Annotated in this window: 14 protein-coding genes and 1 pseudogene; 6 read left to right on the top strand and 9 right to left on the bottom strand. The window is 36.9% G+C overall.

Features of this window, described 5'->3' with window-relative positions; all coding sequences use genetic code 11:
• Positions 1-3 precede the first annotated feature (3 nt).
• The gene (locus ME3_RS01215) at positions 4-1083 is read left to right on the top strand and encodes a D-alanyl-D-alanine carboxypeptidase family protein (RefSeq protein ID WP_007476359.1); all 1080 of its coding nucleotides are present in this window, start codon (positions 4-6) and stop codon (positions 1081-1083) included.
• A gap of 222 nt (positions 1084-1305) precedes the next feature.
• Here ME3_RS01215 and ME3_RS01210 read toward each other — a convergent pair whose 3' ends face one another.
• From ME3_RS01210 to ME3_RS01200, 3 genes are all read right to left on the bottom strand, one after another.
• Positions 1306-2055, bottom strand: a complete 750-nt coding sequence (locus tag ME3_RS01210) for a L,D-transpeptidase family protein (protein WP_007476358.1) — start codon at positions 2053-2055, stop codon at positions 1306-1308.
• A gap of 45 nt (positions 2056-2100) precedes the next feature.
• Positions 2101-3057, bottom strand: a complete 957-nt coding sequence (locus tag ME3_RS01205) for an acetyl-CoA carboxylase carboxyltransferase subunit alpha (protein WP_007476357.1) — start codon at positions 3055-3057, stop codon at positions 2101-2103.
• Positions 3058-3131: 74 nt separating this feature from the next.
• The gene (locus ME3_RS01200) at positions 3132-4070 is read right to left on the bottom strand and encodes a site-specific tyrosine recombinase XerD (RefSeq protein ID WP_007476356.1); all 939 of its coding nucleotides are present in this window, start codon (positions 4068-4070) and stop codon (positions 3132-3134) included.
• A 254-nt stretch (positions 4071-4324) separates the two neighbouring features.
• Here ME3_RS01200 and ME3_RS01195 point away from each other — a divergent pair.
• The 3 genes and pseudogenes from ME3_RS01195 (at position 4325) to ME3_RS01185 (ending at position 6885) form a co-directional block, all read left to right on the top strand.
• Positions 4325-4964 (top strand): annotated as a pseudogene (locus ME3_RS01195) (shikimate kinase).
• Positions 4930-6066 carry a 3-dehydroquinate synthase gene (gene aroB, locus ME3_RS01190; protein WP_007476354.1) on the top strand — a complete coding sequence of 379 codons (1137 nt, stop codon included), beginning with the start codon at positions 4930-4932 and terminating at the stop codon, positions 6064-6066. Before ME3_RS01195 ends, aroB begins: the two are co-directional and overlap by 35 nt.
• A 414-nt stretch (positions 6067-6480) precedes the next feature.
• The gene (locus tag ME3_RS01185; RefSeq protein WP_007476353.1) at positions 6481-6885 is read left to right on the top strand and encodes an MliC family protein; all 405 of its coding nucleotides are present in this window, start codon (positions 6481-6483) and stop codon (positions 6883-6885) included.
• Positions 6886-6911: 26 nt separating this feature from the next.
• Here the strand turns inward: ME3_RS01185 and mnhG are convergent, their stop codons facing one another.
• From mnhG to ME3_RS01155, 6 genes are read right to left on the bottom strand one after another with little or no spacing between them, the layout of a single operon-like run.
• Positions 6912-7304, bottom strand: a complete 393-nt coding sequence (mnhG, locus tag ME3_RS01180) for a monovalent cation/H(+) antiporter subunit G (RefSeq protein WP_007476352.1) — start codon at positions 7302-7304, stop codon at positions 6912-6914.
• Positions 7301-7582, bottom strand: coding sequence for a K+/H+ antiporter subunit F (locus tag ME3_RS01175; protein ID WP_007476351.1), 282 nt, complete (start codon positions 7580-7582; stop codon positions 7301-7303). The genes mnhG and ME3_RS01175 overlap by 4 nt, the downstream gene beginning before the upstream one ends.
• Complete coding sequence (locus ME3_RS01170; RefSeq protein WP_007476350.1) at positions 7582-8064, bottom strand: Na+/H+ antiporter subunit E; 483 nt, start codon at positions 8062-8064, stop codon at positions 7582-7584. Before ME3_RS01170 ends, ME3_RS01175 begins: the two co-directional genes overlap by 1 nt.
• The gene (locus ME3_RS01165; RefSeq protein WP_007476348.1) at positions 8061-9686 is read right to left on the bottom strand and encodes a monovalent cation/H+ antiporter subunit D; all 1626 of its coding nucleotides are present in this window, start codon (positions 9684-9686) and stop codon (positions 8061-8063) included. Before ME3_RS01165 ends, ME3_RS01170 begins: the two co-directional genes overlap by 4 nt.
• Positions 9683-10024: a Na+/H+ antiporter subunit C gene (locus tag ME3_RS01160; protein ID WP_007476346.1), complete on the bottom strand. Its 342-nt coding sequence runs from the start codon at positions 10022-10024 to the stop codon at positions 9683-9685. Before ME3_RS01160 ends, ME3_RS01165 begins: the two co-directional genes overlap by 4 nt.
• The gene (locus ME3_RS01155; RefSeq protein ID WP_007476344.1) at positions 10024-12945 is read right to left on the bottom strand and encodes a monovalent cation/H+ antiporter subunit A; all 2922 of its coding nucleotides are present in this window, start codon (positions 12943-12945) and stop codon (positions 10024-10026) included. The genes ME3_RS01160 and ME3_RS01155 overlap by 1 nt, the downstream gene beginning before the upstream one ends.
• Positions 12946-13767: 822 nt before the next feature.
• Here ME3_RS01155 and nspC point away from each other — a divergent pair.
• Both nspC and ME3_RS01145 read left to right on the top strand, forming a co-directional pair.
• Positions 13768-14865: a carboxynorspermidine decarboxylase gene (nspC, locus tag ME3_RS01150; protein WP_007476342.1), complete on the top strand. Its 1098-nt coding sequence runs from the start codon at positions 13768-13770 to the stop codon at positions 14863-14865.
• Positions 14866-14923: 58 nt separating this feature from the next.
• The gene (locus ME3_RS01145; RefSeq protein WP_007476340.1) at positions 14924-16162 is read left to right on the top strand and encodes a saccharopine dehydrogenase family protein; all 1239 of its coding nucleotides are present in this window, start codon (positions 14924-14926) and stop codon (positions 16160-16162) included.
• Positions 16163-16233 lie beyond the last annotated feature (71 nt).

Raw genomic sequence — 16233 nt, 5'->3', positions numbered from 1 at the left:
TATATGCGTCGACTCTTATACAGCCTCTGTTTGTCTTTTATTTTAAGTATGACAAGCACTCTAACTCTATCTTATCCCTTTATCTCTGTTGACGCTACAACTGGACGAATATTAGAACATAACCAAGCTTTTGAACGATGGTACCCTGCTTCTTTAACAAAATTAATGACTACTTACGTTATTTTTCGTGCCATGAGTATAGGAGAAATTTCACCACAAAAACACATCATCATCAGCCAAAACGCATCACAAGCTTCTCCCATCCATTCAGGTTATGAAACAGGTTCCATCCTTACACTGGAAACAGCTTTAAGCATCACGTTAGTTAAATCAGCCAATGATTTGGCCATTGCTTTAAGTGAAGCTGTTTCTGGTTCACAAGAAGCTTTTGTGCAACAAATGAATGTCCAAGCCCAACGTTTAGGCATGTTTGGAACTCATTTTGCTAATGCAAGTGGTCTACCACATCCAGACAATTACACCACAGCACGCGATATTGCTCTTCTCGCTGTTCAAATCCGTCGGGAATTTCCCCAATATGCTCATTATTTTTCTATTCCAGCTATTGATTTTGGTGATGGGCGAAAAATCAAATTCAATTCAAACAACCTCATTAACCATTTTAATGGAATAGATGGGATGAAAACTGGCTTTACTTGCGCTTCTGGTTTCAATCTTGTTGCTTCAGCAACCCGCAATAAACGTACGATTATTGCTGTCGTTTTAGGGTTAGATACCATTGATGCAAGAGAAGGAAAAGCAGCACAATTGCTTGAAACAGGATTTTCTCTTCAAGGTTCTCCACAATCAACATTAGCCACTTTAAAACCTTACGGTACTAAAATGACGCAAATCACCGATATGGAAGAACAAATGTGTGATCCTGAAGTTGTAAAAAAACGCATAGAAGACACCTTTGATAAGGAAGGAAATGTTATCCTTACCTCTCCTTTAATCACTGCTTTACCTTCTTCCATTCTTCCTTTGACAGTACAACTCATTGCCGCACCACAGACATATAAAATTAATACAAGAATACCGCGCAAAATCCCCATCCCGCATAAACGACCTGCCTATATATAATAAATTATTGTTGATGATTCACGTGGAACATAGGAAAATAGCCTATATTTCTATTACCTTTATAATCAATTTTCTACGTTTTTCGGTAATTCTGCTCAAACTTTCTACTAAAGTACGATAATATTATCATCGTAATGAATACTGATCATCTTTAATGAATTTAGCAAACTGGTTTTGAAAAATTATAAAAGACACGGTATTTTTCACAACAAAATCTATATTTTATGGTTTTACCACACTTAAATCTTTTTTGGTAAGACGATCGAAAACATAGCGTTTTTCATAAACATCAATTTTTGAAAGCGCACGCTTGGTCTCAAAGAGATCATAACCTTCTTTGAGCATCTCCCAAAATTGATAATGAGGGTTGTCACGATGACGTTTCATATTAGCATCGGTCATGCGAAAGGGGAAGGTATGTAACTGAAATTCTTTCTGCCCACCCTTAAAAGCATCTCGTGCAAAAGCATAAATTTGTCCCATATTACTATCAGTCATTGCATAACAGCCTACAGAAGTGCATCCCCCATGAACCATAAGATAACTACCTGTACGGCCATGTGCTTGATCATAAAGATTAGGAAAACCAATATTAAAAGAAAGATAATAACTCGAATAAGGGTTCATTTGGTTTGCATTAATGGTATAAAAGCCTTCTGGTGTTTGATAATCCCCTTCTTTATATTTAGGTCCAAGTTGGCCTGACCATTTGCAAATGTCATAACTTGCCACAAGCACAAAACGCCCGGTACGATCTTGCTTCCAAACTTCAGCAACATTTTCTTCCTTAAAAAAACGCATCATAATCGGTGCATACGGATCGACATTATGTGTAACCATTTTATGGTGAATCTCTTTTGGTAATGGCTGCTTAACTTTAACTTGAACAGAAGGAGGTAATTGCTTTTGACACGCTATCAACATTCCAATCGCCAACAAAAAAAACAATGAAAAATACCGATTTAACTTCATTGAAATAAAACTCTAATCTATAAAGTCTCACACAAACCACCTCAATTAAGCCAAAGAACGGCCAATTTGAAGATATTTTTCCCAGCGCTCCCGTCTTATAGTTTCACCATCTTTATTAGCCATAGAGTGTAAAGCAACAGAAATAATATTGCCTGTTGTTTCCATAACAGCTTCCTTCCCCCGATGTGCCCCCCCCAAAGGTTCAGGAATAATGCCATCAATAACCTTTAGTTTATAAAGGTCTTGAGCAGTAATACGCATATTGGTTGCTGCATCTTTCGCACGAGTTGGATCACGCCATAAAATAGAAGCCGCCCCTTCTGGTGAAATAACCGAATAAATTGAATGCTCCAGCATATAAACCTTATTAGCCGCAGCAATCGCTATTGCCCCTCCAGAACCACCTTCTCCAATAATGACTGAAACAACAGGAACACGTAGACGTAAAGTTGCCGCTGTTGATTGTGCAATTGCCTCTGCCTGTCCACGTTCTTCAGCACTCACACCAGGATAAGCACCAGCTGTGTCAACAAAAGTTAATAATGGCAAATCAAAACGATCCGCCATTTCCATAACCCGCACAGCTTTGCGATACCCCTCTGGGCGAGCAGAACCAAAATTATGCCGTAAACGAGTTTGTGTATCATGGCCTTTTTCTTGACCTATATAAGCAATCGCTTCACCCTTAAAGCGTGCAAAGCCAGCTTGAATAGCTTCATCTTCGGCAAATTTACGGTCACCTGCCAAAGGTGTAACATCACTCAATAAATATGCTGAATAATCCATAAAATGAGGTCGATTAGGGTGGCGTGCCACTTGTGTTTTTTGCCACGGTGACAATTTTTTATAAAGATCGCGCAAAGCTATCTGAGAACGCATCTCAAGACGCGCAATCTCATCCTTCATGTCAAGACTACCCTTTTCTTGAGCAATCTTTTTTAATTCAAGAATTTGCACATCTAGATCAGCAACAGGTTTTTCAAAATCAAGATAATTATACATTCTTCCTAACTTACTCGTGTATAACTTATATATCTATAATCTTTTTAAGTATTTTTCAAAATATTACTTTTTCTTTACCCGGCCTTCTGCTGATCAGCAAGTGGGTGATGCTCATTAACCAAACAATACAGCCTTTCTTCCAATACATGTGTATAAATCTGGGTAGTAGAAATATCACAATGCCCCAATAAATGCTGAACCACACGTAAGTCAGCACCATTTTGCAAAAGATGACTAGCAAAAGCATGGCGCAATACATGGGGAGAAAAGTTGCTGCTTTTCACTCCTGCTCTTTTGGCGAGGTCTTTTAATCCTCGTGCAACAAACTGGCGGGCAACATATCCTGTTGATGAGCGAGCAGGAAAAAGATAAAAGCTTGCCGCATCCTTGCCCTGATCACGCAAAACTAACCACTGAGAAATAACTTGGCACGCCTTAACTGATAAGAGGACCATACGTTCTTTTTCTCCCTTACCACGAACAATAATAAATTGTTCCTTTCCGCGTACTGCTTGAACCGGAAGACTTACCAACTCACTAATGCGTAATCCTGTTGCATAAAGCATTTCAACCAATAGCTGAAGACGCAACGCGCGCAGATAATTTTTCGATCCATGATCTGCTTGATCTACCTCTAGTTGCGCACGATCAAGTAATTTTGTCACCGTATCTTCATTCATGGTTTTTGGTAAAAGACGTCTTTGACGAGGCGTATCAATATCATGAGAAGGGTCATCTGTTCTTAATCCCTCAGCATAAAGAAATTGATAAAACTGACGCAAAGTCGATAAACGACGTGCTTGCGAAGTAGCTGCAAAACCAGCAGTATGCATAAGCGACAAAAGATTGATTAAATCCTCTCTTTGTGCCGAAAAAAGTGAAACAGAGCGTGAACACAACTGGTCATGTACCCATTGTAAATCATTCTGATAAGCAGAAAGTGTATGAGCACAAGCCCCTCGTTCAGCACTCATCATTTCAAGAAAACGATCTATCACAGCATTACTTTTCATGGATTTGCTTTTAAAAACACATTGTATAAATTAAAAGGAACATTGTTACACATATTTTTTTGTTATGAATTCAACCCAAATTATAAACATTATCATAAGACTGGAAAATAGCTGATTATAATGAAGAAATTTATCAAAATCGGTTAATATTGGCATAAGAAAATAAATTATCCCAAAAACACTCTTAACTTTATTATGCCTGACAAAGATTAACAGAAATTGATTTTAAAGCAGATAAATATCGAAATAAAATCATGAAAAATAAGCAACTTCAAAATATTTCAATAATACAAATAAAAAACCAACTATTATCACATCTTAACCAACAAACACTTGTATTCGTCGGTCTTATGGGTTCAGGAAAATCCGTTATTGGAAAACACGTCGCTACTATGCTCAGTTTGCCATTTTATGATTCTGATCAAGAAATCGAAAAAGCTGCACAGATGACAATCACCCAATTATTTGAAATGTATGGCGAATCAAAATTCCGCGCTCTTGAACAGAAAGTTATTCTAAACATCATTAAAAAAGGTCCTCTCATTTTAGCGACAGGTGGAGGTGCTTATATAAATGAAAACATCCGAAAAGCCATTCATCAAAATGGTATATCCATATGGCTTAAAGCAGATCTTCATGTCCTCATAGAGCGCGTTTCAAGGTGTTTTGCGCGACCATTGCTTCAAACAGAAAATCCTAAAGAAACGATGCAAAAACTCATGGAGCAACGCTATCCTATTTACGCACAAGCAAATTTAACAATTAACAATCATGAAGAACATTATCATGTAGTAGCGCATAACGTGATACGGTCTGTACAACGCTATTTATCCATAAAATAACGATAGAGATAAAAAGCATGCAAACCAAAATTGTTACTGTCAAACTGAATAAACATTGTTATGATATCGTTATCGGCTCAGGTTTAATTGCACAAGCAGTTTCAAAGATTAAGCATTATTTGTATCAAAAGAGTTCTCATCAAAAAATACGTTTAGCTATTGTTACAGATAAAAATGTTGCTGCTTTTCATTTGAACACATTGCAGACAAAATTAGCAGAAAATGAAATCTACACTCTCCCCATCATCGTAGAAGCAGGAGAACAATCAAAGTCGTTTCCAATTTTGCAAAATGTGATCGATAAAATTCTCTCTGCTCGTTTAGAAAGAGGCGATAGCATTATTGCTTTGGGGGGCGGTGTTATTGGTGATCTTGCAGGATTTGCTGCAAGCATCATACGCCGAGGTATGCATTTCATTCAAATGCCTACAACACTTCTAGCACAAATTGATTCATCCGTTGGTGGAAAAACCGGAATCAATAGTCCCTATGGTAAGAATCTCATCGGTACCTTCTATCAACCCCAATGCGTTATTACTGACATTGATGTTCTTGGTACATTACCCTCACGCGAATTTCGCGCTGGCTATGCAGAAATGGTTAAATATGGCCTCATTAATCAGCCTCATTTTTTTGAATGGCTTGAAAAAAATTGGCAAAAAGTCTTTTCCAAGGGCCCAATACAAATAGAAGCTATTGCTCGCTCATGTCAATTTAAAGCTGATATTATAACGCACGATGAATATGAAACAGGCCAACGCACATTGCTAAATCTTGGTCATACATTTGGACATATGCTTGAAACAGCAACTATTTACGATTCAAATCGTTTAATCCATGGTGAAGCTGTAGCTATTGGAATAATTTTAGCCCACCAGTTTTCTGAACAATTAAATTTAATCAGTCCCACAGTGACACAACGTATTAAAGCACATTTTAAAACCGTTGGTTTACCAACACAACTACAAGATATCCCCGGCAAACTTCCAAATGCCGAAACACTTATGACTTTTATTGCCCAAGATAAAAAAGTTTCGCAAAATAACTTAACTTTTATCCTAACACGCGCACTGGGCCAATCATTTATAGCTAAAAATGTTTCACCAAATGCAGTCTTGACTTTCCTGAAACAAAAATTAATGAAATCCGATTAATTTCTATTTATTAATTGATTAATTTTTATACTTTAGTTAAAAGAGTAGGTGTGATTTGAGTCTGCGTAGCTCAGTAGGATAGAGCACAGGATTCCTAAATAAATTGGGCGCTTTGAGGAGAAATCTTTAAAGTGGATCTGCTCAAATTCGGGGAAAGCTTCACAGGAGACTGTATGCCAATCCCGAGCCAAGCCTGTTTTAAAAAAACAAGGAAGGTGTAGAGACTGAACGGGCAGCGCCTAAAAAGTGTATACTTCAAGGTGAAGAGACAGTCCAGACCACAAACAGCTTACAATAATAAGACTGGCGATGAAAATCGAAGTGGTATGAATCCTGGGGTCGTGGGTTCGAATCCCGCCGTAGACACCATTTCATCAATTAAGGTTATCATTTATGAGTAAGAAGGAAGCGTCAATGAAAAAAATTCTACCTATTTTAGGACTTTTTACTTTAGGAGCTTTTGTTATTTTTTATTTCTTGTTCAATAAAACCAATATTTTTTCCAGTTCTTTAGTCATTGAAGTACCAAGCAATTCAACCCCCACTAAAGAAACAGTTGTCTATCAATGTGGCACTCAAACCAATAGAGAACGCATTGAAGTTACTTATCTCAACGCTGGTAATATTTCGTTAGTCGATTTTACATGGAAAGGTGAACGCATTGTTGGAGCAAATGTAATTTCAGCTTCAGGTTCAAAATATGCGGGAGCTCAATATATTTGGTGGACAACTAAAAATGAAGCCATACTTTATGACCATATTAATGATCCCAATGAAGAAAAACCCATTATGTGTGAAGAAGAAAGAAACATAAAATAGGTTCTAGATTAAAAATCATACTGGCCTCAATGTGATGTTTTATCTTCTAATGTAGGCAATTTTTCTTCTGTCTGATTTACCAAAAAGGTTGGCGGCTTTTGCAGCCAATCTTCTGAGTGATCTCGATGAGCCGCAGCCTGTGAAAGAAGCATAGTCGTAACGGGTATTGTTATAAGTGTGAAAATTGCTAACAAAGCTTCATGCACAACAAAATGACCATCTACAAATATCGCATAAAGGATTGCAGCAATAACAATGCTTCCAGTTCCCAAGCTTGCACCTAATGAAGGCATATGGAGACGCTCATAAAAGCAAGAAAAACGCATAAGCCCTATTGCTCCAATAAGTGTAAGACCGGATCCCAGCACTAAAAAAATAGTAATAACAATGGCAATCCAAAGCGAAACATCATCTTTCATTCAATAATTTCTCCACGCATTAAAAATTTTGCTAAAGCAACACTTGAGATAGGACCTAAAAACCCAATCATAAGAGCAACATCAAAATAAATATTTGTCCCTGAACGAATATCAAATATAAGAAATAAAAGAACAGTCGTCATATAAAGAGTATCCAACCCCACAACTCGATCCTGTACCCTTGGACCATAAATTAATCGAAAAAACGCTAAAATCATCGCCAAACTTAAGAAAATTTGTGAGAGGAAAATTCCCCAATAAAGAATCACCATACTCATTAGAAAATCTCCAAAAGCAATTGCTCATATCGTTGTTTGATCAACTGTTGATAATCATTTCCATCCGTTAAATTGAACACATGAACTAAAAGTTCACTATTTTTGCTATTATACGCAATCCAAACAGTGCCTGGAATTGCTGAAAAAATACATGCCAAAACAGCTAAAGCCGTACGGCTCTTAAGTGCAAGAGGCACAATAATAAAACCAGAGTGCTGTTCTTTGCGCTTTTTTGTTAAAATAAACCAAGCCATCGTAATATTTGCACAAATAGAATCTATTAATACCCGAAAAGCTAACCGGAAAATTGCATTCCAACTTTTAATTGTGATTTTTTCCGGCTCAAGCAACTGCATCATCCAACCACCAAATAAAGAGACTACACCTCCTAAAAGGAGCTGGCCTAAAGTGAAACCATTTAAAACAAACCACATAAAAACAATCGCACCACTTAGAAAAGGATGAGGAAAAAAGCGTTTCATTGATTCCTCTCAGTTTTTTTAAGAGAAAAATTAAATAAAACACTCTCAACATAATTTTTAGGATCATGCAAAGTCTTAGCGGTTTCAGACATATAATGACTCACAGGGCTAGCCATAATCGTTATCATAAAACATAAAGAAAAAAGAACAGCGATAGGTGCAAATTCGGTCATTTGTATAGGTGGAACTTTACTCTCAAAAGAAACCCAAAAAGTTCGAATGCCCATGCGTATCATTGCAACCAAAGTCGCAAAACTAGATAGAATAACAAAAACTATAAAAAACCAATCACGCAAAACTGGCACATAAGTAGAAAAATTTCCCTCGTCTGCATTTAAAATAGCTGTAAGCATCATAAATTTTGCAACAAAACCAGAAAAAGGAGGCAATCCAATAATCAAAATTGCACAGATACTAAAACAAGCTCCAAGAACAGCTAAAGTTATTGGTAAATAAGTACCAATTTCATCTTCTTGCTCCTCTTCATCCTCACCATACAATTCCATTGTAACAGCCAAAACATTAGTAGCCATATCTCGACTGCGCTCAACCAATTCAACCAAAAGAAAAAAAGCTCCAAGCGCTAAAGTTGAAGAAACAATATAAAAAAGTATCCCTGCAGTTAGCACCACATTACCTGTTCCAATTGCTGTTAACACTGTACCAGAAGACACAAGAATACTGTAAGATGCCAAACGCCTCAAAACTTGACTAGCTAATACCCCAACAACACCAAAAGTTAGTGTGACAAGCCCACCATAAAATAAAACCGTATGACCAAAATGAGTCAAATATTCGCTTTCAGAGCTAAAACATAATAGCGTTAAACGCAAAATAACATAAATACCCACTTTACTTAAAATCACAAAAGAAGCACCAACAGGTGCTGCTGCTGCACTATAAGCTGGCACCAACCAAAAATTAAGTGGCCACATACCGGCTTTGAGCAAAAACGCAATACCTAAAAATGTTGCACCTACCTTAAATAAAACAATATCCCCATCAGTTATATGTTTTATCTTGATAGCTAAATCAGCCATATTAAGTGTACCAACAACCCCATAAATGAGCGCTGCACCAATTAAGAAAAACAATGAAGCAACAAGGTTAATGACCACATAATGCATACCTGCACGCACCCGTGATTGACCCAAACCATGTAATGCAAGCCCATAAGAGGCGGTTAACATAACTTCAAAAAATACAAATAAATTGAATAAATCACCCGTTAAGAAAGCACCATTTATCCCCACTATCAAAAATTGCATCAGCGACTGAAAATGAGGGCCCGCTTTACACCAATAAGCTTGTGAAAAAATCAAACCAGCAGCAATTAACACATTTGAAAGCAAAAGCATCATAGCACTTAAGCGATCAAGAACCAAAACTATGCCGAAAGGAGAAGGCCAATTGCCAAGCCGATATACATCTGAAGCTGGAGCTATTTCAAGAGTACGCATAAGCAAAATAACAGAAATAACAACCAATAAACCCGCGGAAAAAAGGCTAATGCGTGATTTAAGCTGTGAACGACGTTCATCATAAAACAGAAGAATTGCTCCAATGCTTAATGGCACAAGAACAGGTAAAATAAGTAAATGACGCAGCCAAATTTCTGTCATCTTACTTCATGTCCATCAACGTGGTCTGAATTTGTTAAACCGCGTGAAACCAAAAGGATGACTAAAAATAGCGCTGTCGTTGCAAAACCAATCACAATTGCTGTCAAAACTAAAGCCTGAGGTAAAGGATCAACATAATTTGCAGGATTAATCACAATAGAAGGATCAATAATAGGCGCTGCATTGTTGCGTGGTCTGCTCATTGAAAATATAAAAAGATTAACCCCATAAGAGAGCAACGATAAACCAAGAATAACTTGAAAAGTTCGTGGACGCAAAAGAAGCCAAATGCCTGATCCAATAAAAACACCAATGCCTAAAGAAAGAACAACTTCCATTAACTTTCCTTTTTCTTTGCAATAGATTTCTTACTAATTCGGTAAAAGCGAATTGATTGATGTGCAAGCGCAATTAAAATAAGAACGCTCGCTCCCAAAACCACAGAAAACACGCCAAAATCAAACAACAAAGCAGATGCTATTGGAATGTTTTCAATTAAAGGCAGATGAATATACTGAAAAAACGATGTCAAAAAAGGATATCCAAAAAACCAAGAACTTGCCCCAGTTACCACTGATAATAATAAGCCAAAACCAATCCAACGTACAGGTAAAACACGTAAATGGCTTTCCACCCAACGAATATTAGTAGCAAGATACTGTAAAATAAACCCCACTGCTAAAGTAATACCACCAGCAAACCCACCTCCTGGAAAATCATGCCCACGCATTAATAAATAAACCGCAATAGCAATAATAACAGGAAAAAGCCAATGCATAATAACAGAAGGAATAGTTAAATAATCCGATAAAGTATCCCCAACTTCACGATCAGGTTGCGCTGCATCAAAAGCTGTTTGAATGCGTTGTTGAAAAGGCGCATTAACACTTTCAGGAGCAGGGCGAAAACGCCGTAAAAGAGCAAAAACAGTGAGCGAAACGATACCCAAAACAACAATTTCTCCCATTGTATCAAAGCCACGAAAATCAACCAATAACACATTCACAACATTGCGACCACCAGCCTCAGAATAAGCATGAGTAAGAAAAAAATCAGAAATTGTTACCCCTTGGGGACGCGTCATCATCGCAAATGATAACCACGCCATACCTGCTCCTCCCACAAACGCTATGATAAAATCACTCATACGGCGCAAACGCACTACAAAACCAACAGGCAGTGGCGCAGAATCATACAAACGCTTAGGCAACCACCGCAAACCAAGAAGTAAAAGAATTGCTGTTACAACTTCAACAACCAATTGTGTCAGCGCCAAATCGGGTGCAGAAAGCCATAAAAAAGACGCACAGGTCATCAAACCAGCGCCGCCTAAGAACATTAATGATGCAAAACGATGAAATTTTGCATACAAAGCAACTAAAAGAGCACAAACCCCACCAATCAGCCAAATGGCTATGAAGGGTAAATCAAGCGGAAAAAGCAATAATGGACCAGCTGAAATCAAACCATCATGCCATAATAAAAAACCAACAAACGCAAAACAAACCAAAAGCACCCAATGCAATTGAACTTGTAAACGACGTGTTGACAAAAAAACTTCTGCCGCACGCGCCCATTTCCAAGAAATCATCATGAGAATTCGTTTGAAAATATGCTGCCTCTTTAAATAACGAAAAAAAGGAGGACCTTCATCACAAAATAGAAAATAACGACGCCCTAAAATATAAAGCAGTACCCCTCCTGATAAAGCGACCAAACTCATCATCAAAGGGGTATTAAAGCCATGCCAGACAGCTAAATTATAAGAAACTCTCGCAGGTCCTAAAACAGCCATAACCGCATTATCTAAAATGAATCCCATTGTTAAACTGGGGAAAATACCAACTGCCAAACAAATAAAAACCAAAAACTCTATCGGAAAGCGCATAAAACGTGGTGGTTCACACGGTATTTTGGGTAAATTGATAGGTTTTGGCCCAAAAAAGACACCATGAATAAAACGTACAGAATAAGTCACGCTAAACAAGCTAGCAAGCGTTGCCACGTAAGGTGCAATCCAATCCAACCACGATTCCATATGCGTTTCAACCGCTTGTGCAAAGAACATCTCTTTTGATAAAAAACCATTCAATAAAGGAACACCAGCCATAGCCGCACCCGCGACTAAAGCGAGAGTTCCTGTAATAGGCATATAACGAAAAAGACCCGTTAATTTGCGTATGTCACGCGTTCCTGTTTCATGATCAACAATACCCACTGCCATAAATAAAGACGCTTTAAAGGTAGCATGATTAACAATATGAAAAATTGCTGCAACACATGCAAGTGGACTGCCAAGACTTAAAAGTGTTGTAATTAAACCAAGATGACTAATAGTTGAATAAGCAAGAAGACCTTTCAAATCCTGCTGAAACATTGAAAAATAGGCCCCAAGAAGCAACGTTGTGAGACCTGCAAAACCTATTAAAAAAAACCAAGATTCTGTTCCCGATAAAACTGGCCATAAACGAATAAGCAAAAACAACCCTGCTTTTACCATTGTTGCTGAATGCAAATAAGATGATACAGGCGTTGGGGCAGCCATGGCTTTTGGCAGCCAAAAATGAAAGGGAAACTGTGTACTCTTTGTTAGCCCTCCCAATAAAATGCAAATAAGTACGGGTGTATAAAGAGAATTCGACCGGATGAGATTCCCAGATTGCAATACCTCATCTAAATCAAAACTGCCAACAATATGACCAATGAGTAAAACTCCCAAAAGTAGCGCAAAGCCCCCAAAACCCGTAACGATTAAAGCCACACGGGCCCCATCACGCGCACTAGCATTATGATACCAATAACCAATCAATAAAAAGGAAAAAATACTGGTCAATTCCCAGAAAATGACTAAAAAGACGAGATTTCCTGATAAGATTACTCCTGTCATTGATCCCATGAAAGCTAGAAAAAAAGAAAAAAACCGTGGAACCGGATCTGCCGGGTTCATATAGTAACGTGCATAAACAACAACAAGCAGGCCTATCCCTGTAATTAAAAGGCAAAAAAGCCACGATAAACCGTCCATGCGCAAAGTTAAATTAACACCCCACTCAGGTAACCAAGCAATATCTAAACGGACCACATGATTTCCATAAAGCGTTGGGTAAAGTATCAATGTGGAAAGAAGGCTAAAAAACGCTATCGCTCCAGCAAACCATGCTTCATTATTTTTGGCAGTTGAACCAAAAAAACCGATGATAGCGCTACCACCAAGGGGAAGCAAAACTAGTAATATCAACATTGCTTCCCGTATTGTCATTATCCAAGCTCCACCCTATCTTTAACGCTTTGGTATTAGTAAAATAAAAACTTCTTTATTTCGCAATTATGATAATAAAATTTAAACAAAATTAAAAAAATGTCGCAGATTTTCAGAAAATAACTATTTTTTGAAAGAAAACTATACACACCACACCGTCTTAGCCTTTTGTGACTTTTTTAAAAGCATTTACCTATAAAGCTGACGATACAATAAAACTGACGACACAATGAATAAACGATTATTTGGATCATAAATGATCAAAACAAAAATCATATACATCTTAAAGGCTATAATCTTCTTTTCTAAAATTTCTAAAAGAAAGATCATAAATCTTTCTTTGAATTAATAATGCCTTTATAATCTCACCTATTTAACATCTGAATGTGCAGACACAATAAATATGATGCCGAAATATTATCACTACATTTACAATAACAACACTAATAATGACGATAATCTTAAAATTCTTGAGCTCCTAACATCTTGTAACTATTAAAATTTCTGGAGAAAAATAAAAATAGCTAATGAAACTTTCCCATTTCAATATCGTTTTTATGCTAAATCAGCGGCATTTTTTGTTATTATGAATAACACTTACCATAGATATAGAAGCTTTAAAAATAGTACAAATTTTAAAAGCAATGTACATAGCACAAATCTCAAAATAACTTAAAACAATATGAGATAACAGATGTCTTTTTATAACTAGATATAGCAGATTTTCCTTTATGATACTTTTTCCCTTGAGACATCCTATTTCTATAGGTACTAAACATCGGTAGAAATAATTAAGATTCTTCAAAAGAGAATGGATGAGCAATGATTAAAACTCCCTATTATCTTATAGATAAATCCAAACTCATAAAGAATATGGAAATTATTGCTCGTTTACGAGAAATGTCGGGAATAAAGGTCTTGCTGGCTTTGAAATGTTTTGCAACGTGGAGCGTGTTTGATTTCATGTCTGAATATATGGATGGAAGTACCTCATCATCTCTTTATGAATTACGCTTAGGAAGAGAAAAATTTGGGAAAGAAACTCACGCCTATTCGGTTGCTTGGGCAGATCATGAAATTGATGAAGTATGTACTTATGCAGACAAAATTATCTTTAATTCCATTCAACAACTCCAACGTTTTGCGAGTACTACCAAAACTATTCAACGAGGATTAAGGCTAAATCCAGGTATTAGTGCATCAAATTTTGATCTTGCAAACCCCTCTCGTCCTTTTAGCCGTTTGGGTGAAACCAACCAAAATGCGATCGAAGAAGTCTTACCCCTTATAAATGGCTTAATGATCCACAATAATTGTGAAAATGCTGATTTTAATCTCTTCAACCAAATGCTTAACCATATTGAAGAAAAATTTAAAAAACTCTTCATCGCTGTTGATTGGATTAGCCTTGGTGGTGGAATTCATTTTACTGCTGATAATTATCCTCTAGAAGCTCTTGCAGAACGTTTAAAACGCTTTTCTCAAACTTACAATGTAACCGTTTTTCTGGAACCAGGGGAAGCTGCTGTCACAAAAAGTACCACATTAGAAGTTAGTGTTCTTGATACACTGTATAATGAAAAAAACCTCGCTATTGTTGATAGCTCAATTGAAGCACATATGCTTGATCTTCTCATTTATCATGAAAATGCAAAATTAGAACCAAATCAAGGATCATATGAAATTATGGTTTGCGGAAAATCCTGCCTTGCTGGCGATATTTTTGGAACATTCCAATTTCCTGAATTACTTAAAATAGGTGACAGATTGTCTTTTCAAGATGCCGCAGGCTATACAATGGTTAAGAAAAACTGGTTTAATGGCGTTGCGATGCCAGCCATTGTTATTAAAGAATACAATGGAAATCTAACCATTCAACGCCAATTCAACTATAATGACTATAAAAACAGTCTTTCATAATCAAAACAACATACAAAAAAATTATTATGCAGCGATATTAAAAAGGAGATCAATTACAATGAAAAAAAATGTTCTCATTATTGGTGCTGGCGGTGTTGCACAAGTTGTCGCGCATAAATGCGCTCAAAACAATGATATACTTGGAGAAATTCATATCGCTTCACGAACACTCAAAAAATGTGAAGCAATAATTGCTTCCATTAAAGATAAAAAAGCAATGAAAGTAGCAGGTGTTCTTAAAAGCCATATGCTTAATGCAATGAACATCGAAGAAACTGTAAAGCTTATCCAACAGACCAAATGTGAGATCGTCATCAATGTTGGTTCTCCTTTTTTGAATATGTCTGTTCTTTCAGCCTGTATCAAAACAAAATGCGCTTATATTGATACAGCGATTCATGAAGACCCTTTAAAAATTTGTGAAACACCACCTTGGTATAACAATTATGAATGGCCCAGACGTAAAGAATGTGAACAAGCTGGTATAACGGCTATTTTAGGCGCAGGTTTTGACCCTGGTGTCGTTAATGCTTATGCAGCGTTAGCACATGATACTTATTTTGATACAATTTCTGACATTGATATTATTGATATTAACGCTGGAAAACATGGACGTTGGTTTGCAACCAATTTTGATCCAGAAATCAATTTTCGAGAATTTACAGGGCAAGTATGGTCATGGCAAAATAAAAAGTGGGTTTCCAATCAAATGTTTGAAATCAACCATGAATGGGATTTACCAGTTGTTGGAAAACAAAAAGCTTACATGACAGGACATGATGAAATTCATTCATTATCTAAAAATCTCGATGTCCAAAATATCCGCTTTTGGATGGGTTTTAGTGAGCTCTATATTACTGTTTTTACCGTTTTAAAAAACCTTGGACTTTTATCAGAACAAGTTATTAAAACAGCAGAAGGCCAGGAAGTTGTTCCTTTGAAAGTCGTAAAAGCTGTCTTACCTGACCCAGCTTCTCTGGCGCCAAACTATACAGGAAAAACCTGTATTGGAGACTTCATTAAAGGCATAAAAAACGGAAGCCCAAGAGAAGTTTTTATCTATAATATAGCTGATCATAAACAAGCTTTTAATGAAACAGGCGCACAGGGAATTTCCTATACAGCCGGTGTACCTGCAGCTGCTACCGCCATTCTTATCGCCACAGGAATATGGGATATGAAAACAATGGTTAATGTAGAAGAATTACCACCACTCCCCTTTCTTAAACAACTTGATCATATGGGGCTTCCAACCTGTATAAGAGAGAAACAAGAAGATAAACAATTACAATTTTAATCCATCAATATGCTAAAATATAAAAAACCACAAGAATATAGATTAGTCTGTAAAACAGATGTCTTTATAAA

Source organism: Bartonella melophagi K-2C, assembly GCF_000278255.1.
Classification (GTDB): domain Bacteria; phylum Pseudomonadota; class Alphaproteobacteria; order Rhizobiales; family Rhizobiaceae; genus Bartonella; species Bartonella melophagi.
Note: the sequence above shows the minus strand (reverse complement) of the source record. Positions and strands in the feature narration are given on the sequence as shown.